Raw genomic sequence first — 20,878 nt, 5'->3', positions numbered from 1 at the left:
GCGGAGGGGAGGTCAGGCAGGACCGGCTTTGTAGCCCACGCCGCGGACCGTCACCACGATCTCGGGGTGCTCGGGGTCCTTCTCGATCTTGGCGCGGAGGCGCTGGACGTGCACGTTGACCAGGCGGGTGTCGGCGGCGTGCCGGTAGCCCCACACCTGCTCGAGCAGCACCTCGCGGGTGAAGACCTGGCGCGGCTTGCGGGCCAGCGCGACGAGCAGGTCGAACTCCAGCGGGGTGAGGTTGATGGTCTCCTCGCCGCGCTTGACGGAGTGGCCCGCCACGTCGATGGTGATGTCGCCGATCTGCAGGATCTCGGGCGTCGGCTCGTCGGTACGGCGAAGGCGCGCGCGCACCCTCGCCACGAGCTCCTTGGGCTTGAACGGCTTGACGATGTAGTCGTCGGCACCGGACTCCAGACCGAGCACGACGTCGATCGTGTCGCTCTTGGCGGTGAGCATGACGATCGGAACCCCCGACTCAGCCCTGATCCTGCGCGCCACGTCGATGCCGTCCGCCCCCGGCAGCATCAGGTCGAGCAGGACCAGATCCGGGCGCGTATCCCGGAACGCGTCGAGGGCCTTGTCGCCGTCGGAGACGAAGGACGGTTCGAAGCCTTCGCCCCGCAGGACGATGCCGAGCATCTCGGCGAGAGCGGCGTCGTCGTCGACAACCAGCACGCGACCTTTCATGGCCCCTCATTCGTTCTACGCATTGTGGGACATACCCGCACGGTTGCTGAAGGTTACCCTTGCCAGGCTCATGGCATAACCATCAGACCATTGAAAGCCGAATTTTAGACTTCCTGGTAACCCCCGTAATCTCAGTCTGCAAGACCAGGGTGGGTTTCGGCCATCCCCGAAGACCGACTACACCAACGAGCCGCCCATCATGCCAGGATTGGTGTATGTCAGACGGTCACGAGACGCCGCCCGGCTGGTCGGCTGAGCAGCCCCCGCCCTACCAGGCGCCCGGATCCCCCTACAGCGGCCCGGCCCCGTCCGCCTGGCAGCAGCCGGCTTCCCCGCCGCCGCCCCCGCCTCACGCCAACCCAGGCTACGGTTACCCACCCCCAGGGTACGGCTACGCGCCGCCGCCCGCGCTCCGTCCCGGGATCATCCCGCTGCGACCGCTGCGCCTCGGCGACATCTACGACGGCACGATCAAGCTGATCAGGTCGAACCCGAAGGCGGTGCTCGGCCTGTCGGCGATCGTGGCGGCGGTGGCCTCCGTCCCCGTCTCGATCGGGCAGGCGCTGGCGTTCCGCTCGCTGGGCAGCGTGCTGACCGACCCGGCCGCCGCCGACGCCGCCACGCTGGAGGGCGGCGGCTTCCTGTCGCAGACGCTCCCCACGATCATCTCCGCGGTGGTGAGCCTCGTCGCGGTCACGATCCTGACCGGCGTGCTCATCAGGATCCTCGGCCGGGCCGTCTTCGGCGGGAAGATCACCGCCGGCGAGGCGTGGCGGCTGGTCGCGCCGCGGGTGCCCGCGCTGTTCGGGGTGACGTTCCTGATCATGGGCATCGCGCTGCTGCCGGCCGTCCCGATCGCCCTGATCGTCGTCGCGCTGGCGGCGGCTGGGTCGCCGGGCGCGGCGGCCGGGCTCGCCCTGCTGTCCCTGCTCTTCTACATCTGCTACGCGCTGGCCGTCAACGCGCGCTTCGCCTTCGCGGCGCCCGCCGTCGTGCTCGAAGGGCTCGGCCCCGTGCAGGCGTTGCGCCGCTCGTGGCGGCTGGTGAGCGGCGACTTCTGGCGGGTGCTGGGCATCCTCCTCCTCACGATGCTCCTCGCCTACCTGGTCAGCATGGTCATCAGCTTCCCGTTCGGGCTGATCGCGGGCGTCGTCGCGCTGATGGGCGGCGGCTCCACGGGCGCGACCATCCTGGTAGCCGCGGTGTTCGCCATCGGCAGCACGCTCGGCGCGATGATCACCTACCCGCTGCAGGCGGGCGTGGCCGGCCTGCTCTACACCGACAGGCGGATGCGCAGCGAGGCCTTCGACCTGGTCCTGCAGACCGCCGCGCTCGAGCAGCAGCGCCAGGGTTGGGTGCACGCCTCGGCCGACGACCTCTGGCATCCGTCGAACGCGCGCAGGCCGTGACCCCTCCTGGACGAGAGGAGGCCCAGCGCAGGGCCGCCGAGGAGCTGGCCAGGCCCGAGTACGCCGACGAGCCGCTCCCCGACCGGCTCTGGCGCATGCTCCAGCAGTTCCTCGGCGACCTGACCGACTTCAAGACCGGCGACAACCCCGTCGGGGCCGTCCTCGCGGCGGTGCTGCTCGTCCTGGTCGTCGTGGTGGCCGTCGCGGCCATGGTGTGGCTGTCGCGCCGGTCGGCGCGCACCCGCACCGCCGCGCCGGGCGACCTGTTCGGCGGCAGGGCGATGACCGCCGCCGAGCACCGGCTGGCCGCCGAACGGCTGGCCGGGGAGGGCCGCTGGGCCGAGGCCGTCCAGGAGCGCCTGCGGGCGATCGCCCGCGACCTGCAGGACCGCGCGCTGGTCGACAGCCTTCCTGGGCGCACCGCCGACGAGCTGGCCGCCGAGGCGGGCCGATCGCTGCCCGCCTTCGCCGGCGAGCTCGCCGCCGCCGCGCGCGCCTTCGACGACGTCGCCTACGGCGGCGTGCCCGGCACTCCTGAGGCCTACGCGATGCTGCGCGAGCTGGACGAACGGCTGCGCGCGGCGAGGCCGGTGGCACCGTGAGCGTTCCTGTCTCTCCCACCGCCGCCGGGCTGTGGCGGCGCTCCAGGGCGGCCGTGCTCGTCGGGCTGCTCGTCGTCGTGACGGCCGTCGTGGGCGCGTTGATCGCCGGCGGCGAGAAACCCGGGCACTACCTCGACCCGGCCGACACCTCGCTGGGCGGCGCGAAGGCGCTGGCACGGCTGCTCGCCGCGCAGGGCGTGCGCGTGGACAGGGTCGACTCGGTGGCGGTCGCCGAGTCGCTGGGCCGCGAGGGCGAGCGGGTGCTGCTGGTCGCGGCGCCGTGGAGCGGCGGCTTCGACGAGGCCGAGCGGCTGGCCGCGATCCCGGGCGACCGGGTGGTGGTGGGCGAGCAGCCGTACTTCGACGTGCTCGCGCCCGACATCGTGGCCGAGGAGAAGGTGCGGCTGCGCTCGCGGGAGCCCGACTGCGACCTGCCCGCCGCCCGCGTCGCGGGCAGCGCCTTCCTGGGCGGCCGGACGTTCGAGGCGGGCGGCACCTCCTGCTACGACGGATCGCTCATGGTCTCGGGTACGGTCACCGCGGTCGGCAGCGGCGAGTTCATGACCAACCAGCGCCTGGCCGAGGACGGCAACGCGGCGCTGGCGCTGCACCTGCTGGGCGCGCGGAAGGCGGTGACGTGGCTGGTGCCCGCGCCGGTTCCGCCGGGCGGCGAGCCGGTGGCGGGACCCGGCGGCAGGACCATCGAGGAGCTGCTGCCCGACAACGTCCCGTGGGCGGTGCTGATGGCGGCCGTCGCGGTCCTGCTGACCGCGTTCTGGCAGGCCCGGCGCCTGGGCCCGGTGGTGGCCGAGCGGCTGCCCGTGGTCGTCAGGGCGGCCGAGACCGTGGAGGGCAGGGGACGCCTCTACAACGCCCGCAGGGCCAGGCTCCAGGCCGCCGAGGCGCTGCGCGGCGGCGCCCTCGACCGGCTCGTCCCCCGGCTCGGGCTCGGCTCGGGCGCGGGCGCCAACGAGGTCGTCGCGGCGCTCGCCGTACGGACGGGGCAGGACCCCGGCAGGCTCGCGGCGGTTCTGTACGGCCCGCCGCCGTCCGGCGACGCCGAACTCGTGGCCCTGGCTGGATACTTGGACGAGATCGAGAGGCAGGTACGTGAACACTGAGGAGACCACCCGCGTGGCGGGGCGCGGCGACGTCGCGCGCGAGGCGCTCGGAGCGCTGCGCGCCGAGGTGGCCAAGGCCGTCGTCGGCCAGGACGCGGTGGTGACGGGGCTGGTCATCGCGCTGCTGTGCAGGGGCCACGTGCTGCTGGAGGGCGTGCCGGGCGTCGCCAAGACGCTGATGGTGCGCACGCTCGCGGCGGCCATGTCGCTCGACTTCAAGCGCGTGCAGTTCACGCCCGACCTGATGCCGGGCGACGTGACCGGCTCGCTGATCTACGACGCGAAGACCGCCGAGTTCGAGTTCCGCGAGGGCCCGGTCTTCACCAACCTGCTGCTCGCCGACGAGATCAACCGCACGCCGCCCAAGACGCAGGCCTCGCTGCTGGAGGCGATGGAGGAGCGGCAGGTCAGCGTCGAGGGCGACGCGCGGCCGCTGCCCGACCCGTTCGTGGTGTGCGCGACGCAGAACCCCGTGGAGTACGAGGGCACCTACCAGCTGCCCGAGGCGCAGCTCGACAGGTTCCTGCTGAAGCTGACCGTGCCGCTGCCGCCGCGCGATCAGGAGATCGCGGTGCTCGAACGGCACGCGCGCGGCTTCGACCCTCGCGACCTGACCCAGGTCAAGCCGGTCGCCTCCGCCGACGACCTGGCCGCCGGACGCGACGCGGTCGCCGCCGTGCACGTGGCGCCCGAGGTGCTCGGCTACATCGTCGACCTGGCCAGGGCCACCAGGCAGTCGCCGTCGCTCCAGCTCGGCGTCTCGCCGCGCGGCGCGACCGCGCTGCTGGCGGCCTCGCGGGCGTGGGCGTGGCTGTCCGGCCGTACCTATGTGACACCTGACGACGTGAAGGCGCTGGCCAGGCCCGCGCTACGGCACCGGATCCAGCTGCGGCCCGAGGCGGAGCTCGAGGGCGCGACCCCCGACGGCCTGCTCGACGGCATCCTGGCCGCCGTGCCGGTTCCCCGCTGATGGCGCTGACAGGACGTGTGGGGCTCGTCGCGGCGCTCTGCGTCGTGGTGGTCCTGCTCGCGCCCGGCCCCGGCTACGCGGTGGCCGCCTGCTGCCTGCTGCTGGCCGCGGCCGTCGTGGTGGACCTGCTGTTCGCCGGATCGGTGCGGGCGCTCAGGTTCACCCGCTCGGGCGACACGACGGTACGGCTCGGCCAGACGGCCACCGTCTCGCTCGTCGTGGAGAACCCGGGGCCGCGCCGGGTGCGTGGCGTCCTGCGCGACGCCTGGCCGCCCTCGGCCGGGCTCGCGACCCGATCGGTGCCGCTCGACGTGCCCGCGGGCGAGAGGCGGCGGATCGACCTGGCGCTGACGCCCACGCGCCGTGGCGACCGCTCGTCCGTCGCGGTGACCGTGCGCGCGCTCGGCCCGCTCGGGCTGGCCGCCCGTCAGGGCGACCACAGCGCGCCGTGGACCCTCAGGGTGCTGCCGCCGTTCCTGTCACGCAAGCACCTGCCCTCACGGCTGGCGCGCTTGAGAGAGCTCGAAGGCAGCCATCCCGCGCTGGTCAGAGGGCAGGGCACGGAGTTCGACTCGCTGCGGGAGTACGTGGTCGGCGACGACGTGCGCTCCATCGACTGGCGGGCCACCGCCCGCCGCAACGACGTGGTGGTGCGCACCTGGCGGCCCGAGCGCGACCGGCGCGTGCTGATCGTGCTCGACACCGGGCGCACCTCCGCGGGCCGCCTCGACGCCGGTTGGCCCCGCCTCGACTGGTCGATGGACGCGGCCCTGCTGCTGTCCGCCCTGGCCGCCAAGGCGGGCGACCAGGTCGACTTCCTCGCCTACGACAGGGCCGTGCGCGCGTGGGTGGCCGGCGCCTCCCGCACCGAGCTGCTGTCGGCGCTGGTGAACGTCATGGCGCCGATCGAGGCCTCGCTGGTGGAGTCCGACGCGCCGGGGATGGTCGCCGCGATCCTGGCCAGGGCCAGGCGGCGCGCCCTGGTGGTCGTGCTCACCGACCTCAACGCCGCCGCGCTGGAAGAGGGCCTGATGCCGGTGCTGCCGCAGCTGTCGGCCAGGCATCTGGTGCTGGTCGCGGCCGTCTCCGACCCGCGCGTCGCCGAGATGGCCGCCGGCCGGGGTACGGCCGAGCTGGTCTACGACGCGGCGGCGGCCTCCCGCGCCGTCGCCGAGCGCAGGCGCATCACGGCCCGGCTCAGGGGCCATGGCGTGGAGGTCGTGGACGCCCTGCCGGAGGACTTCGCGCCCGCCCTCGCCGACGCCTACCTGGCGCTGAAGGCGGCCGGACGCCTCTAACGGTTGGCTGAGGTCTGCTGGTCGGTCAGCCGCCGTTCGGCCTACGGGCGCGGCTGGCGCGGACACCGGACCGCTCGTGAGCAGGTTCTCTGCGTATACCGCGGCTGAGCTGGTCACGTTCGGCCCGGTGTCCGCGGCGGCGGGCTTCACGCCGTAGGGCTTTACTCGGATACCTACTGTCGGAGGTCCTGTCGAAGGTCGGTCGTCGCGGGACCGGCTGGGACGGCGGGGGTTCGAGGCCAGGTCCAGGCGGAGCGCAGGATGAAGGCCAGGAGCAGCACCTCGACTCCGATGGAGAGGCCGTAGAAGAAGGCCCAGTCCCAGGACTCCCCTGCCGCGTTTACCGCCGAGTAGGGGATGTAGAGCAAGGCAACAACGAGGTTCGTGGCGCGGTTCACCCGGGCGGGCAGCGTCATGGAGAGCATCACCATCAGGGCCGGGATCGCCACGGACGCGAGCATCATGGTCAACAACGTCGGGCTGATGTCGAACTCAAAGACGACGCCGGCGCGGAGTTTGTCGATGACGCCGGGCTTGTGGAGGTGGAAGTAGTCGACGTAGATGTAGAGGAACATGAAGCTGGTCCACGCGACGGCGAGCTTGGCCTGCACGGGGACCGGCGGGTTGTCGAGCAGGTTCGGGGTTTTCGTTCGGATGGTCATCGGTTCTTCTTTCGAGAGGAGCGGTCCCTCCGCCGGAGTGGCGGCAGGGATGTACCGAGGCCGCGCCCACCTGGACGAGCACATCGCCTCGACCGGGCAGCGGTAGCCCGGACCTCGGACGACTCGAGCGCTGAGGGCAGGCCGTAGCGGTGCTGGTCGGCGGCCCGCATCGTTGTCGCCCCGGCCGGACTCGCCCCCGGCACCAGGCGTGCTCCTGCACTCGATCGCTGTTCGATTCCCACAGAAGCCTCCTCACGTCCGAGCTACGACTCTCGCCGGTTCGTACATCGTACGTCGTACGCTGTACTACGAGTAGTACGCTGTACCATGACCGTACGCTGAACGATTGTCAAGCCGTTCGAGGGAGCGAGGAGACCCGTTGTCTGCAAGGGAACGACGCCAGGTCGCGTCAGACGCGGGGCTGAGCAAGAAGCGGGTGGTGATCGAGGCGGTCCGGCTCGCCGACCGCGAGGGGGTCGACGGACTGAGCATGCGCCGGCTGGCTGGCGCTCTCGGCGCGGGCGCGATGTCGCTCTACTACTACGTGGCGAGCAAGGAGGAGTTGCTGGACGCCATGATCGACATCGTGTTCGAGGAGATCGAGCTCCCGCCCGAAGAGACCGACTGGCAGTCAGCGATGCGACGGCGGGCGGTATCCGCCCGTCGGGTTCTCGCATGCCACCCGTGGGCGATCGGCCTGATGGAGTCGCGGACATCGCCAGGGCCCGCGAACCTCCGCCACCGCGAAGCGGTCACCGCCTGCCTGCGGAGGGCCGGCTTCTCGGTCTTGATGGCGACACACGCCAACTGGTTGCTCGACAGCTACGTCTACGGTTTCGCCCTGCAGGAAGCCAGCCTGCCGTTCGACACCGCCGATGAGCTCGCGGACATGACCGAGGGCGTCTTCCTGCCCCAACTTCCTCCTGACGAGTTCCCCTACCTCAACGAGTCCGCCGCGGCGCTCGCCGCTGCCGGCTACGACCCGGCGGAGGAGTTCATTTTCGGCCTCGACCTCGTCCTAGCCGCCCTCGAGCCCCTGAGAGTGCCTACGTGAGCCTCCATCCATGATGCCGTTATGTGATCGTTTGAATTTGTAGTGTTACCGCCAGTCTGCGGGTCCCATTGTGCTGGGATGGCGCGGTGACCGAGCGCAAGCCGTACCCGAGCGACTTGACCGACGCTCAGTGGGCGTTGATCGAACCGGTCCTCACGGCATGGAAGGCCGCGCACCCCTCGGTCAGCGGCCACGAAGGCAACTATGCGCTACGGACCCGCAGGGGCGGCCGGACGGCTCTCAGCCGCGCCGCCGGACTGCTCTTAGCGGCGCCGCATGACCCGCGGGGGCGGCCGGACGGCTCCGGCCGGGCCGGACGGCCCGCTGGGCGGGGGTGGCTTTTCGCGTGTCAGGCCGTGGGGACGACGTCCGGCGCCCGCTCCAGGTCGCCCGTCTCGCCGGCCCGCTCGGCCTTCCGCCCGAACCAGCCGATGTAGGCGAGGAAAGCCACCAGCGCCAGCACCCCGATGCCCACCCGGGCCCACGTCGGCAGGCCCGAAGGAGTGACCAGCGCCTCGATCAGCCCCGACACGAACAGCACCACCACCAGCCCGACCGCCACGCTGACCACCGCCCTGCCCTGCTCGGCCAGCACGTCGATCCGGCGGCGCGAGCCCGGCGCGACGACCGTCCAGCCGAGCCGCATGCCGACGGCCGCGGCCAGGAACACCGCCGTCAGCTCGAGCAGGCCGTGAGGAAGGATGAGGCCGAAGAAGACGTCGAGCTTGCCCCGCGAGGCCATGAGCCCGCCGGAGATCGCCACGTTGGCCGCGTTCTGGAACAGGATCCACGGGATGGGCAGGCCGAGGAAGATGGCGTACACGATGACCTGCATGGACACCCACGCGTTGTTGATCCACACCCGGCTGGCGAACGACGCGGCGGGATTCTCCGAGTAGTAGTCGGAGAAGTCGTGCTCGACGAGTTGCTTGATCTCCTCGGGCGTGCCGATCGCGGCCTGTACCTCGGGGTTGCCCGCCACCCACGCGCCCATGATCCACGAGAGGGCCAGGAAGGCCAGCGCCGTGATCGCCCACCACCATCTGGCGCGGTAGGCCACCACGGGGAACGACACGGTGAAGAACCGTACGAACTCCCGCCACACGGGCACGTGCGCACCCGTCACCGCCGAGCGGGCCCTGGCCACGAGCGCCGACAGCCGTCCGACGAGCATCGCGTCCTGGGCGTCCGAGCGCACGATCGACAGGTGGGTGGACACCCGCTGGTAGAGCTCGACCAGTTCGTCCACTTCCGCGCCGGTCAGCGACCTGCGTCGCCGTACCAGATGCTCCAGGCGATCCCAGGCCGGGCGGTGCGCGGCGACGAAGGCGTCAATGTCCACCGGGACATTCTGGCACTAGGCTCCCCTTATGTCCGAGGTGGTAACCGGCGACGCGGTCGTCGTGGAGGTGCGGGTAGCGCAGCCGCCCATCAGGGCCGTGGCGCTCGCGATCGACATGATCGTGCAGATCGTGCTTCTGGTCGGGGCCGTGACACTGGTCTTCTCCGCCTCCGTCGTGTCCGACCCCGCCCTCGCCGCCGCGGTGTCGATCCTGATCAGCGTCCTGGTGATGGTCGGCTACCCGGTCGTCTTCGAGACGGCGACGCGGGGGCGCAGCCTCGGCAAGCTCGCGCTCGGCCTGCGGGTGGTCAGCGACGACGGCGGGCCCGAGCGGTTCCGGCAGGCGCTGTTCAGGGGGCTGGCCGGGGTGCTGGAGTTCTGGACGTTCTTCGGCGCGCCCGCGCTCATCGCCTCCCTGGTGTCGCAGCGGGGCAAGCGGCTCGGCGACGCGTTCGCCGGCACGATCGTGATCTCCGAGCGCGGGCCGAGCGGGACGTCGCAGCCGGTTCTCATGCCGCCCGAGCTGAGGGAATGGGCGCAGACGCTGGAGCTGTCCCAGCTGCCGGACGAGGTGGCGGGGGCGGCCCGGCAGTACCTCTCGCGATGGCATGACCTGTCGCCCGCCGTCCAGCACGAGATGGGGGTGCGGATCGCCACCCAGGTCGCGGCCTACGTGACGCCCCCGCCGCCGCCCGGGGTGCCACCGCACGCCTACCTGAGCGCGGTGCTGGCCGAACGCCGTCGGCGGGACCATGCGCGCCTGGGTTATCCACAGGGCGCTCCTCATGCCGCCGGTCGTCCACAGGCTGCGCCGCGACCGCCGTCCATGCCGTACGGCGGGCCGTACGCTGCTCCGCATGCCACGGCCGCACCATCACCCCCCTCGCAGCCCTGGTCCGCCCCCGGCTCCGCGCAGCCCGCGCCCGGCCGGTCCGGGCCCACGGGCGCTCCGCCGTCGGGTCCCGCGCCGGACACGACCACCCCGCCCGGCCCCACCCCGGGCGGCTTCGCCCCACCCCAGTAACCGGGCCCGGTCTCCGTCGAGTGTCGCCAGGTGCGGGCGCCTCCCGGCACCCCGGGAGTGCCGTCGGGCGCGCGCCTCGCCGGCCTCCGGCACCCCGGCACCCCGGCACCCCGGCACCCCGGCACCCCGGCACCCCGGCACCCCGGCACCCCGGCACCCCGGCACCCCGGCACCGGGGAGTGTGCGTCGGTGTGGGGGGTTTGTCGACCCTGTTGAGGCCGGTGGTACTTCCGTCAGGGGGCGAGCAGTTCGTCGCGGCGGGCCAGGAGGGCGGTACGTTCGGCGGCCAGCTCGGCGCTCCGGCGGGCGATGGCCTCCACCGTCGCCCCGGCCCATTGCGCCACCTCCGCCACCGCGTCACGCGTGCCGTTGATCCGCTGGTGCTTCAGTACGTCGGTGATGATGTTGTCGAAGAAGGTGTCCACGAACCACCGCGTGTCGACCTCGGGCAACCGAGGACTGGCGGCCACCCCGATGTCGGCCAGTTCCCTGGAGAAGACGTCCAGTGCCCGCTGCGCCTGCCACGCCGCCTGGTCCGCCTCCTCCAGCCGCCTGCGTTCGACCGCGTCCGCCATGTAGCCGCCGCCGAGCATGTCCCACTGCGACGCTCCACGCGCGCTGCCGAGCCGGTCGAGCACGTAGGCGAGTTCCCGCCCCGCGACGACCCCCGCCTTGTGCGCTTCGTCGTGCTCGCGCAGGTCGGCGGCCCGGTCGCCGAGCCGTTCCGCCAGGTCTGCCAGCTCCCGGCCGCGCGGGTCGCCCGAGTCGATCAGCAGCCGTTCCTTCTCGGCGAGCAGCCTCGCGTACTCGTCGCGGACCGTGCCGAGCCGGGCCAGCTCACCGTCGATGGCCGCGAGGTCGGCCTCGAGCGAGGACACCCGGGCGCGCTGGCCGTCCAGCCGCTGACGTACGGCTTCCGCCTCCGCCCTCTCCTGGGTGAGCCGTTCCTCCTTCGAGCCGACCAGCTTCGCGAGGAACCCGGCGATACCGTTCTCCAGGCGGGTCACGTCATTCTCTTCCTCGGCGAGGCGGGAGTGGAGGTCGGCGACCGCCTGCCGTACCTGGGACAGCTGGCCGGTGACCGCGCCTCGCTGCCGGGTGAGGTGGTCGAAGCGCCGCACCCGTTCCTTGGTCACCAGGAGCTGCTCGTCAATCCCCGCGAAATCCGTCATATCGGCTACGACGTAGGCCCGCCCACGATCGTTCCCACCCACACGAACCATCCGGGACCCGGCGAAGAGGGCTTGATCGGACCGGCCGGCACAGGGCACACGCGAGCCGAACAAACCGCCCGCAACCCAAGCAACGGGACCCCACTGAACCGGCCGCAGCCGGGCAGGTCACCTCCCCGACGTCGTGCGCGTCGAGCCTCGCGTGGAAGCCGCACCACCAGGCCGCACAGGCTAACGCTGAGGCGGCCTGAGCGGACCGGCCGAGACCAGCGAAGGGGATCCGAACGAACGCCGCGACCGCACGAAGGCGAGCCCGACGAACCAGCCGAGAGCACACGCAGGTGGACCGAAACGAACCGACCGAAAGCACACGGAGATGGACCGAAACGAACCGACCGAAAGCACACGGAGATGGACCGAAACGAACCGACCGAGAGTGGGCGAAGACAAACCGAGCTGGTCGCGCGGACCGGGGCGATGGCGAACCAGGCTGAGGCCGGCCGGAGCCGGAGACCTGGACGGACATGTCCGAACAGTGGCCGTACAGAGCTGCCGGCCGTTCAGAGCTGGCGGCCATGAGAGGCTCCGGCGGTTCGGAGCTCATGGTCGTCAGGGCTCCGGCCGGTCAGAGCCAGAAGCCGGTCAGAGGCAGTCAGAAGCCGGTCAGGGCTCCGGCCGCTGGCGAGCACTGGTCGTTCAGGAGCGTGGGCCGTTCAGGGTTTGCGGCCGATGCCGGCCCAGCCCAGGATGGAGAACCGGCGCAGCAGATGGGCGGAGATGAACTTCCCCGAGTCGAGCAGCTCGAAGTCGCCGAAGAACCGTCTGATGTCGTCGAGGCTTCGGGGCACCACGCCCGAGCTCGCCTTCGAGTAGACCTGCCGTACGGTCTCGGTGTCGTCACTACGTTCGTCCCGCATGGACAGATGCGTGATCACCAAGTGGCTGCCGGGCGCCATCAACTCCCTGAGCTTGGCGACCTCCTCGTACGGGTCCTCCAGGAAGTGGAGGACGGCGACGAGCAGTACTCCCACGGGTTGGCCGCCGTCGATCAGCCCGGTCTCCAGCGCTCGGGACCAGATCTCCTCCGGCCTGCGCAGGTCGCCCTCGACCATGGCGACCGTGGGCGAGTTGGCGAGCAGGGCACGGCCGTGCACGCATACGATCGGGTCGTTGTCGACGTAGACGGCCCGCGCCTCCGGGTTCACGCCGTGGGCGACCTGGTGCACGGTGCTCTGGGTGGGCAGCCCGGCGCCGATGTCGATGAACTGACTGATCCCCACCTCTGCCGTGAGATAGCGAACGGCGTTGCCGAGGAACTCGCGGTTGAGCTTCACGCCCTCCCTCGATTCGGGGAACGCCTTGATTATCTGCTCGACCGCTTCCCTGTCGGCGGCGAAGTTGTCCTTGCCGCCGAGCATGTAGTCGTAGATTCGCGCGACATTGGGCGTGTTCACATCAATACCCAGGGGAGCGTTCTCGCTCATTCAGTCACCCCTGGCTCGCCGGTCGGCGCTTCTCGGTTACTGAGGTGATTCTCGCGGTTACCGAGATGAATCGACGAGAAGGCGGATGAGATGACGCCGGACTGGGACATCGCGCCGTCGGGCACGCGTGCCCGTGAACGCTGCGCCGCCGCATCGCGTGCCTCCCTCGCGAGGACCCCGTGCGATAAGGATCATGTACGTCCGTGATCAGGGTACCAGCCCGTAACATCCACATAACTCCAGATTTGGCAGGGGTTTCCGGTCATCGGCCCTTCGAGCTCGGATGTCCGGGCCGGGTGGATGACCACGACCTGCGGAAACGCCGCGTGTCCGGTCGTTTCCGGGGATCATGCGACCACGCGTCCCCGCTGGCGAAGCGAGTCCGGTCGTTTTCGGCGATCATGCGGCTGTGCGTCCCCATTGGCGAAGCCGGTCCGGATGTTTTCGGGGATCATGCGACTGTGCGTCCCCGCAGGCGGGGGCGCAACCGTCCGGCGCGGCTCGCGGGAACGGCAGGAGCACGACTCCGGTGACGACGGAAGGAAGACTGTCCGAGCCCGGCGAGCCCACCACCTGCTGGAACGCTCGGGCTCCGCCCGTTCCGGGGACCATGCGGCCACGCCTCCCCGCTCCTCGGGCGCCGTCGGGCGGGCCGGCAAGACTTGCGGGATCGGCAGGACTTGCGGGATCGGCAGGGCGACTCCGGCGGGCGTGGGAGGAAGGCCGTCCGGGTCCCGCGGTGTGCTCACCGGGCGGGTCCGGACTCGGAAAGGGATGACGACCGCGCCAACGGTCGTGGCCGTCGGCGGACCGGACGCGGCGACCGCCGCACCTCGCGCGGATTGGCATCCTCACGCCGGCACCCGCCGAGCTGACCGACCAGTTGCCCAGTTGGCTACCCCACGAGATCCCCACTCGGGCACCCGGTGGGTCCTCCGGCGGGTCATCCCCCTGGCGGCTCGGCGGCACTCCCAGGAGGCAGGCCGCCTCGGGGCCCGGCAGGGGGAGCCGGTCACTCCGGCCGGGCGGACGGCCCCCTCCTGCGAGCGGTCTTCCGGGCCCTCCCGCAGCGGAGACGCACCCGCGCGGCAGGAACGGCCCACCGCGGTCGGGACCACCGTGGCGGCCGCGGGACGGGCCGGCGCGCGGCGCTCCCGGGAATCGTGCGCCGGAGGCGTGTGACGCTCGTGTACCACAGTGACTGCTGGGGAATGCTCCATCGAGGTTCCTCCCGGGTTGGGGGGTGGGGATCTCAGGATGGAGAATTGCGGCTTGACGAGCTGCGGCGAACGGGATTCTGTGGACGGTCAGGAGGGCTGTGGACGACCAGAGAACGCTCTCCCCCTCTCCGATCACCGTGGGTAACGAATATGTGGTGATTTGCACCTATTCGCCCCAGCTTTGTTACGGAACATGCCTTTGACGGCATCAGGTCTGCAACACTCTGCTGTGACCCCTTACCTCCGTCTACGGAGTAATGCTTCATTTTCCGCAAGACTGGCTGCGAAGTTTCAACCCCCAAGGAGTAAGTCCGTGTCATCTGCACGCAGGGCCGGAAGGTTCCTGGCAGCGGCGACGGGAGCAGCGATCCTGCTGACGGCCTGCGGCGCTACCGACAACGCGCCCGCCGCGGACCCGTCGGCCGGCGCCTCCGCTCCGGCCAGCGGCGCCGCGAACGCCTCGACGATCACGCACACGTTCGAGCAGGAGATCAGCTCCTACAACGCTCAGACCGCTGAGGAGTACTCCTCCAAGAACCACATCGTCCTGAACCGGGTCCTGGCGGACTTCTGGTACTACGGCGCCGACGGGTCCGTCACGCCGGACAAGGACATGGGCACGTACGAGAAGACCTCGGACGACCCGCTGACGGTGAAGTACACCATCAACCCGAACGCGGTCTGGTCCGACGGCAACGCCATCGCCTGCGACGACGTGATGCTCACCTACGCCGCGGCCTCCGGCAAGTTCCCCGAGTTCAGCTACATCAGCACGACGACGTGGGACAAGATCAAGATGCCGGACTGCAAGATCGGTGACAAGGAGGTGACGCTGAACTACACCAAGTCGTACGGTGACTGGGCAGCGGCCCCCGTCATCCAGCTGCCGGCGCACATCGTCGCCCAGCAGGGTGGGCTCAGCGAGCAGGAGCTGTTCGACGCCATCAAGGCCGAGGACCACGGCAAGCTCAAGAAGGCCGCCGAGTTCTTCAGCAAGGGCTGGATCTTCAACGGCAAGCTGCCCGACAAGGCGCTCATCCCGTCCTCCGGCCAGTACGTGCTCGACTCGTTCTCCCCCGGCCAGTCCATCACCCTCGCCCGCAACGAGAAGTTCTGGGGCGAGAAGGCCAAGACCGAGAAGATCGTCATCCGCTTCATCGCGCAGGACCAGCAGGTCCAGGCGCTGCAGAACGGTGAGACGAACATCATCGAGCCGCAGTCGAACCCGGACGTCCTGGCTCAGGTGCAGGGTCTGCAGAACGTCACCGTCAAGACCGGTGAGCAGTTCCTCTACGACCACCTGGACTTCAACTTCAACAAGGGCCCGTTCAAGGACGCCAAGCTGCGTCAGGCCATCGCGCTCTGCGCCCCGCGTCAGCAGATCGTCGACAACCTGATCAAGCCGCAGAACCCGAACGCCGCCCCGATGAACGTCCGCAACATCGCGCCGTTCCAGCCGGGTTACGCCGAGGCCGTCACCGCCGCGGTCGGCACCAAGTACGACAAGGTCGACCTCGAGGGCGCCAAGAAGCTGGTGGCCGACTCGGGCGTCAAGACCCCGATCAAGGTCAACATCGGCTACAACCAGCCGAACCCGCGCCGTACCCAGGTCGTCGAGCTGATCAAGGCCTCCTGCGACCAGGTCGGCTTCCAGATCACCGACACCGGTAGCGAGAAGTTCTTCGACGACGCCGGTGACCTGGCCAACGGCAACTTCGACATCGCCCTGTTCGGTTGGGCCGGTTCGTCGCTGAACAGCGGCTGGACCTCCACCTACCAGACGCCCAAGAAGTGCACCCCGTCGGCCAAGGGCAACAACAAGGGCTGCTACTCCAACAAGGAGTACGACAAGCTCGCCGAGCAGATCCTGGCCGAGACCGACCCGGCCAAGGTCGCGCCGCTGATCCAGCAGGTCGAGAAGATCCTCTGGGACGACCTGGCGACGATCCCGCTGTACTCGCAGCCGGCCCTGTCGGCCTGGAGCTCTAACCTCCAGAACATCCAGCCCAACCCGAGCCAGGCTTCCATCACCTGGAACATGCAGCAGTGGGCTGCCCAGTAGATTCGGCTTAACCGCCGGCTGACGCGGGGCCCGGTCCCAGACCGGCCCCGCGTCACGGGTGTCCACCCCACGTCGTCAACATCGTCAGCCCGTCGAAGCCGCGCCCACAAGGCACCGTGGCGGGCCCGGTTTCCGGCCCGAGACCGGCCACCTCCCGCTGTGGCACCGGAAGCCGTCACCTGCAGGAGGTCGGGGAATTGCTTGTATTCATCGCACGTAGGCTCGCGATATCGAGCCTGACGTTGCTAGGCGCCACATTCATCATGTTCTTCCTGGTGGCGCTGTCGGGAGATCCTCTCGCCGACCTACGCGAGAGCTCGGCCCCCGAGGCTCCGAAGCTCATGGAGGCGCGCATCGCCGCCATGCACCTGAACGAGCCGATCCCTGTCCGCTACCTGTCCTGGCTGGCGGGCATCTTCCAGGGCGAGCTCGGCGTGAACAAGGCGGGGACCACGGTCTCCTCGCTGCTCTCCGCGGCCATGGAGTCGACGCTCAAGCTCGTCGTCGTGGCCACCGTGCTCGGCGCGGTGATCGGTATCACGATCGGCATCATCTCCGCGCTGCGTCAGTACAGCACCTTCGACCACGGGATCACCTTCGCAGCTTTCGTCTGCTTCTCGCTACCGATTTTCTGGGTCGCCACGCTGCTGAAGCAGTACGTCGCGATCGAGTTCAACGACTGGCTGCGTGACCCGTTCATTCCGCTTCCCGTCATCCTGGCCGTGGCGGTGTTCGCCGGCCTGGTGTGGTCGTCGATCTACAACGGCGACCGCAAGGGCAAGCTGATCGCGGCCGGCATCGGCTTCGCCGTGACGGCCGTCATCCTGTTCACGCTGTCGGCGACCCGCTGGTTCGCCGACCCCGGTCTCGGCTTCCCGTTCATCCTGGTCGTCGGCCTGGCCACGGCCGCGGGCGTGACGGCGCTGATCGCGGGCGTCGAGCACCTGCAGCCGATGTACGCCGCGCTGGGCGCCGCGGGCGTCGGCGCGCTGCTGTACTACCCGCTGCAGCCGATGCTGGTTTCTCCGTCGTTCCTGACCCTGCTGGGTCTGTTCGTGGTCGCCGGCCTGGTCAGCGCGGCGATCGGCTGGCAGTTGGGCGGCCTGCTGCGCCGCCAGGCGATCCCGCTGGCGGTCTTCAGCGGCCTGTTCGTCGCCGCCATGATGTTCATGGACCGGCTGCTGGAGGCGTGGGACGGCTACGCGCGGGCGCTCAAGGGCCGTCCGGTGGCCACCATCGGCTCGGAGACCCCGAACTTCATGGGCAACTTCTGGCAGACCACCCTCGACTCCGGCATGCACCTGCTGCTGCCCACGCTGGCGCTGATCCTCGTCGGCCTGGCCGGCCACTCCCGCTACAGCCGGGCCAGCATGCTCGAGGTGATGAACCAGGACTACGTCCGTACGGCACGCGCCAAGGGTCTGCCCGAGCGGACGGTCGTCATCAAGCACGCCTTCCGCAACGGCATGATCCCGATCACCACGATCCTCGCCCTCGACTTCGCGGGCGTCTTCAGCGGCGCGGTCATCACCGAGGCCGTCTTCGGCTGGAAGGGCATGGGGGCGCTGTTCAGCCAAGCGCTGAGAGAGGTCGACCCCATGCCGGTCATGGGCTTCTTCCTGATCACCGGCACCTCGATCGTCGTGTGGAACATGCTGGCCGACATCGCCTATGCCTACCTCGACCCGCGGATCAGGTTGTCATGACAGAGAAGACCGAGACCGAGATGACCCTCAACAGGGACGAGAGCACGTCCAGCGCCGCGCAGGGCATGACGATCGTCGCCCGCACGCAGGCCCAGCTCGTCAGGCGGCGGTTCTTCCGCCACCGTGGCGCCCTCGTCGGCATGATCCTGTTCGGCATCGTGTTCGTGCTGGCCTTCAGCTCGATCGGCTTCGGCCCGATCCCCGGCTGGTGGGACAAGCCGTGGACGGGTTCGGGCACCGTGGTCGACAGGGGCCGCCCGACGCTCAGCCTCATCCCCGAGTTCCTCGGCGGCGCGGGCATTCACCTGGGCGAGCACCCCTTCGGCCAGGACAACATCGGCAAGGACTATTTCGCGCTGACCATGCGCGGCGCGCAGATCTCCATCATCGTCGCGCTGACCATCGGCCTGGTCTCCACGGTCGTCGGCACCGTGCTGGGCGCCGCCGCCGGATTCTTCCGGGGCAAGGTCGAGTCGGTCATCATGCGCTTCACCGACATCATGATCACCATCCCGGTGCTGGTGATCGCCGCGGTCGTCGGCAGCGCGACGGGCAACATGGGCCCCTACTTCATGGCCCTGTTCCTCGGACTGACCACCTGGACCAGCGTCACGCGCCTGGTGCGCGGCGAGTTCCTCTCGCTGCGCGAGAAGGAGTTCGTGGAGGCGGCGAGGGCGATCGGCACCTCCTCCTTCCGCATCATCTTCCGGCACATCCTGCCGAACACGCTGGGCGTGATCATCGTCTCGGCCACGCTCGCGATCTCCGCCGGCATCCTGCTGGAGACCGCCCTCTCCTTCCTCGGCTTCGGCGTCAAGAGCCCCGACACCTCGCTCGGCCTGCTGATCAGCGACTACAAGAGCGCGATGCTCACCCGGCCGTGGCTGTTCTGGTGGCCAGGTCTGTTCATCATCGCGATCGCGCTGTCGGTCAACTTCATCGGTGACGGCCTGCGTGACGCCTTCGATCCCCGACAGAACAGGGTGCGCGACTGATGAGCTCCGTACACATCGCCAAGCGCCTGTCCGAGGCCACGCGCCCCGGCACGACCGAGGTGCTCAGGGTCGACAATCTCCAGGTGAGCTTCCCCACCGACGACGGCCTGGTCAAGGCCGTGCGCGGCGTGTCCTACGCGGTGCACGAGCGTGAGGTGCTCGGCATCGTCGGCGAGTCGGGCTCGGGCAAGTCGGTCTCCTCGATGGCGGTCATGGGCCTGCTGCCCAAGAGCGCCAGGATCACCGGCAGCATCTCCTACCGCGGTGACGACATCCTCAAGATGCCGGAGCGCAAGCGGCGGAGCCTGCGCGGCAGGAAGATCGCGATGGTCTTCCAGGACCCGATGACGGCGCTCAACCCGGTCCACACCATCGGCGACCAGCTCGCCGAGGCGGTGCTGGCGCACGAGCTGGTGCCGTACAAGCAGGCCCAGGCCCGGGCCAAGGAGATGCTCGACCTGGTCGGCATCCCGCAGGCGGCGGCCAGGCTGAAGTCCTACCCGCACGAGTTCTCCGGCGGCATGCGGCAGCGGGCGATGATCGCCATGGCGATCATCAACAACCCCGACGTGATCATCGCCGACGAGCCGACCACGGCGCTCGACGTGACCGTGCAGGCGCAGATCCTGGAGAAGCTGCTCGAGGTCAAGGACGCCGTCGACGCCGCGGTCGTGCTCATCACGCACGACCTGGGCGTCATCGCGGGCATGGCGCACCGGGTGCTGGTCATGTACGCGGGCAAGCCGGTCGAGATCGGCGATGTCGACCCGGTCTTCAACACGCCGCGCATGCCGTACACGGCGGGCCTGCTGGGCTCCATCCCCTCGCTGGAGGCCTCGGGCGACCGGCTGCGGCCGATCAAGGGCACCCCGCCCTCACTGATCAACCTGCCGTCCGGATGCCCGTTCTCGCCGCGCTGCCCCATGGCGACGGCCGAGTGCACGGCGTCGGAGCCGGTCCTCGAGGAGACGGACAGCGGCGCGCATTACGCCGCGTGCCACCACTGGCCCAAACTGGCAGAGAAGGCGGATCCGACCGCCATCTTCCGCACGAACAGCGAGACCACCTCATGACCGAGAAACTGCTCGAGGTGACCGACCTCGTCATGAACTTCCCCGTCAGGGGGAGCGGCCTCATGCGCCGCGTCGTCTCGCACGTGCAGGCGGTCAGCGGAGTCTCGCTGCACGTCGACAAGGGTGAGACCCTCGGCGTGGTGGGCGAGTCCGGCTGCGGCAAGTCGACCACCGGCCGGGCCATCCTGCAGCTGCACAAGCCGACCTCGGGTTCGGTGAAGTTCGGCGGCAAGGAGCTCACCTCGCTGTCGAACAAGCAGATGCAGGCCGTACGGCAGGACATGCAGATCGTCTTCCAGGACCCGTACGCGTCGCTGAACCCGAAGATGCCGGTCAACGACATCGTCGCCGAGCCGCTGAAGGTGCACGGCCGGTGGGACAAGAACGGGCCGAAGCGGGTCGCCGAGCTGCTGTCGCTGGTGGGCCTGTCTCCTGAGCACGGCAACCGCTACCCGCACGAGTTCTCCGGCGGCCAGCGGCAGCGTGTCGGCATCGCGCGGGCGCTGGCGCTGGAGCCGAAGCTGCTCATCCTGGACGAGCCGGTGTCGGCTCTCGACGTGTCGGTCCAGGCGGGCGTGGTGAACCTGCTGGAGGACCTGCAGGACTCGCTGGGTCTGGCGTACATGTTCATCGCGCACGACCTGTCGGTGGTGCGGCACATCTCCGACCGCGTGGCGGTGATGTACCTGGGCAAGGTCGTGGAGACCGGTCCTCGTGACGACCTGTACGACCGGCCGGCCCACCCGTACACGCAGGCGCTGCTGTCGGCGGCGCCGACGGCGAACCCGGAGGAGGAGCGCCAGCGCGAGCGGATCATCCTGACGGGTGACGTGCCGTCGCCGATGGACCCGCCGAGCGGCTGCCGGTTCCGGACGCGGTGCTGGAAGGCGCAGGAGATCTGCGCGACCGAGGAGCCGGCGCTGGTGGACCGGGGCAACGGGCACCCGGTGGCGTGCCACTTCGCCGAGGTGAACTCCAAGGTCGTCTGACGTCC

Annotated in this window: 17 protein-coding genes; 12 read left to right on the top strand and 5 right to left on the bottom strand. The window is 69.9% G+C overall.

Annotation, left to right across the window (positions count from 1 at the left end; translation table 11 throughout):
• Nucleotides 1–12: 12 nt before the first annotated feature.
• Entirely contained in the window at nt 13–690 is a 678-nt protein-coding gene (gene mtrA, locus ABZX22_RS20330; protein WP_043620615.1) for an MtrAB system response regulator MtrA, read from the bottom strand.
• 215 nt (nt 691–905) lie between these two features.
• Here mtrA and ABZX22_RS20325 point away from each other — a divergent pair, with 215 nt between their 5' ends.
• Genes ABZX22_RS20325 through ABZX22_RS20305 form a run of 5 tightly spaced genes read left to right on the top strand, consistent with a single transcriptional unit; the run spans nt 906 to nt 6,090 of the window.
• Nucleotides 906–2,099, top strand: a complete 1,194-nt coding sequence (locus ABZX22_RS20325) for a glycerophosphoryl diester phosphodiesterase membrane domain-containing protein (RefSeq protein ID WP_354911146.1) — start codon at nt 906–908, stop codon at nt 2,097–2,099.
• Complete coding sequence (locus tag ABZX22_RS20320; RefSeq protein WP_354911143.1) at nt 2,096–2,701, top strand: DUF4129 domain-containing protein; 606 nt, start codon at nt 2,096–2,098, stop codon at nt 2,699–2,701. Before ABZX22_RS20325 ends, ABZX22_RS20320 begins: the two co-directional genes overlap by 4 nt.
• The gene (locus ABZX22_RS20315) at nt 2,698–3,822 is read left to right on the top strand and encodes a DUF4350 domain-containing protein (RefSeq protein WP_354911141.1); all 1,125 of its coding nucleotides are present in this window, start codon (nt 2,698–2,700) and stop codon (nt 3,820–3,822) included. The genes ABZX22_RS20320 and ABZX22_RS20315 overlap by 4 nt, the downstream gene beginning before the upstream one ends.
• The gene (locus ABZX22_RS20310; protein ID WP_354911139.1) at nt 3,812–4,792 is read left to right on the top strand and encodes a MoxR family ATPase; all 981 of its coding nucleotides are present in this window, start codon (nt 3,812–3,814) and stop codon (nt 4,790–4,792) included. The genes ABZX22_RS20315 and ABZX22_RS20310 overlap by 11 nt, the downstream gene beginning before the upstream one ends.
• Nucleotides 4,792–6,090, top strand: a complete 1,299-nt coding sequence (locus tag ABZX22_RS20305; RefSeq protein ID WP_354911137.1) for a DUF58 domain-containing protein — start codon at nt 4,792–4,794, stop codon at nt 6,088–6,090. Before ABZX22_RS20310 ends, ABZX22_RS20305 begins: the two co-directional genes overlap by 1 nt.
• 173 nt (nt 6,091–6,263) lie before the next feature.
• Here ABZX22_RS20305 and ABZX22_RS20300 read toward each other — a convergent pair whose 3' ends face one another.
• The gene (locus ABZX22_RS20300) at nt 6,264–6,752 is read right to left on the bottom strand and encodes a DUF6326 family protein (protein ID WP_354911135.1); all 489 of its coding nucleotides are present in this window, start codon (nt 6,750–6,752) and stop codon (nt 6,264–6,266) included.
• A 439-nt stretch (nt 6,753–7,191) separates the two neighbouring features.
• Here ABZX22_RS20300 and ABZX22_RS20295 point away from each other — a divergent pair, with 439 nt between their 5' ends.
• Entirely contained in the window at nt 7,192–7,806 is a 615-nt protein-coding gene (locus tag ABZX22_RS20295) for a TetR/AcrR family transcriptional regulator C-terminal domain-containing protein (protein WP_354911132.1), read from the top strand.
• Between the two features lie 349 nt (nt 7,807–8,155).
• Here the strand turns inward: ABZX22_RS20295 and ABZX22_RS20290 are convergent, their stop codons facing one another.
• Entirely contained in the window at nt 8,156–9,148 is a 993-nt protein-coding gene (locus ABZX22_RS20290) for a stage II sporulation protein M (RefSeq protein ID WP_354911129.1), read from the bottom strand.
• Nucleotides 9,149–9,176: 28 nt separating this feature from the next.
• Between ABZX22_RS20290 and ABZX22_RS20285 the strand changes: the two genes are divergently transcribed.
• Complete coding sequence (locus ABZX22_RS20285) at nt 9,177–10,172, top strand: RDD family protein (protein ID WP_354911126.1); 996 nt, start codon at nt 9,177–9,179, stop codon at nt 10,170–10,172.
• A gap of 233 nt (nt 10,173–10,405) precedes the next feature.
• Here the strand turns inward: ABZX22_RS20285 and ABZX22_RS20280 are convergent, their stop codons facing one another.
• Nucleotides 10,406–11,344 carry a hypothetical protein gene (locus ABZX22_RS20280; RefSeq protein ID WP_354911123.1) on the bottom strand — a complete coding sequence of 313 codons (939 nt, stop codon included), beginning with the start codon at nt 11,342–11,344 and terminating at the stop codon, nt 10,406–10,408.
• Nucleotides 11,345–12,057: 713 nt separating this feature from the next.
• Nucleotides 12,058–12,828 carry an SAM-dependent methyltransferase gene (locus ABZX22_RS20275; RefSeq protein WP_354911121.1) on the bottom strand — a complete coding sequence of 257 codons (771 nt, stop codon included), beginning with the start codon at nt 12,826–12,828 and terminating at the stop codon, nt 12,058–12,060.
• Nucleotides 12,829–14,361: 1,533 nt separating this feature from the next.
• Between ABZX22_RS20275 and ABZX22_RS20270 the strand changes: the two genes are divergently transcribed.
• The 5 genes from ABZX22_RS20270 to ABZX22_RS20250 all read left to right on the top strand — a co-directional run bounded on the left by ABZX22_RS20270 (nt 14,362) and on the right by ABZX22_RS20250 (nt 20,873).
• The gene (locus ABZX22_RS20270) at nt 14,362–16,110 is read left to right on the top strand and encodes an ABC transporter family substrate-binding protein (RefSeq protein WP_354911118.1); all 1,749 of its coding nucleotides are present in this window, start codon (nt 14,362–14,364) and stop codon (nt 16,108–16,110) included.
• Nucleotides 16,111–16,373: 263 nt separating this feature from the next.
• Nucleotides 16,374–17,816, top strand: coding sequence for an ABC transporter permease (locus tag ABZX22_RS20265; protein ID WP_354911116.1), 1,443 nt, complete (start codon nt 16,374–16,376; stop codon nt 17,814–17,816).
• A complete protein-coding gene (locus ABZX22_RS20260; protein WP_354911113.1) occupies nt 17,813–18,811 on the top strand; it encodes an ABC transporter permease in 999 nt (332 codons plus the stop codon). Before ABZX22_RS20265 ends, ABZX22_RS20260 begins: the two co-directional genes overlap by 4 nt.
• Nucleotides 18,811–19,884, top strand: a complete 1,074-nt coding sequence (locus ABZX22_RS20255) for an ABC transporter ATP-binding protein (protein ID WP_354911111.1) — start codon at nt 18,811–18,813, stop codon at nt 19,882–19,884. Before ABZX22_RS20260 ends, ABZX22_RS20255 begins: the two co-directional genes overlap by 1 nt.
• The gene (locus tag ABZX22_RS20250; protein WP_354911109.1) at nt 19,881–20,873 is read left to right on the top strand and encodes a dipeptide ABC transporter ATP-binding protein; all 993 of its coding nucleotides are present in this window, start codon (nt 19,881–19,883) and stop codon (nt 20,871–20,873) included. The genes ABZX22_RS20255 and ABZX22_RS20250 overlap by 4 nt, the downstream gene beginning before the upstream one ends.
• Nucleotides 20,874–20,878: the final 5 nt, after the last annotated feature.

Source organism: Nonomuraea sp. NPDC003804 (assembly GCF_040610675.1).
GTDB lineage: Bacteria > Actinomycetota > Actinomycetes > Streptosporangiales > Streptosporangiaceae > Nonomuraea.
The sequence above is the reverse complement of the archived record's forward strand: the minus strand, read 5'-3'. Positions and strand labels throughout refer to the sequence as shown.

Bases quoted from the DNA above. Each gene is read 5' to 3' on its own strand.
- mtrA (WP_043620615.1), bottom strand. From the start codon at position 690: ATGAAAGGTCGCGTGCTGGTTGTCGACGACGACGCCGCTCTCGCCGAG.
- ABZX22_RS20325 (WP_354911146.1), top strand. From the start codon at position 906: ATGTCAGACGGTCACGAGACGCCGCCCGGCTGGTCGGCTGAGCAGCCC.
- ABZX22_RS20305 (WP_354911137.1), top strand. From the start codon at position 4,792: ATGGCGCTGACAGGACGTGTGGGGCTCGTCGCGGCGCTCTGCGTCGTG.
- ABZX22_RS20300 (WP_354911135.1), bottom strand. From the start codon at position 6,752: ATGACCATCCGAACGAAAACCCCGAACCTGCTCGACAACCCGCCGGTC.
- ABZX22_RS20285 (WP_354911126.1), top strand. From the start codon at position 9,177: ATGTCCGAGGTGGTAACCGGCGACGCGGTCGTCGTGGAGGTGCGGGTA.
- ABZX22_RS20280 (WP_354911123.1), bottom strand. From the start codon at position 11,344: ATGACGGATTTCGCGGGGATTGACGAGCAGCTCCTGGTGACCAAGGAA.
- ABZX22_RS20275 (WP_354911121.1), bottom strand. From the start codon at position 12,828: ATGAGCGAGAACGCTCCCCTGGGTATTGATGTGAACACGCCCAATGTC.
- ABZX22_RS20265 (WP_354911116.1), top strand. From the start codon at position 16,374: ATGTTCTTCCTGGTGGCGCTGTCGGGAGATCCTCTCGCCGACCTACGC.
- ABZX22_RS20260 (WP_354911113.1), top strand. From the start codon at position 17,813: ATGACAGAGAAGACCGAGACCGAGATGACCCTCAACAGGGACGAGAGC.
- ABZX22_RS20255 (WP_354911111.1), top strand. From the start codon at position 18,811: ATGAGCTCCGTACACATCGCCAAGCGCCTGTCCGAGGCCACGCGCCCC.
- ABZX22_RS20250 (WP_354911109.1), top strand. From the start codon at position 19,881: ATGACCGAGAAACTGCTCGAGGTGACCGACCTCGTCATGAACTTCCCC.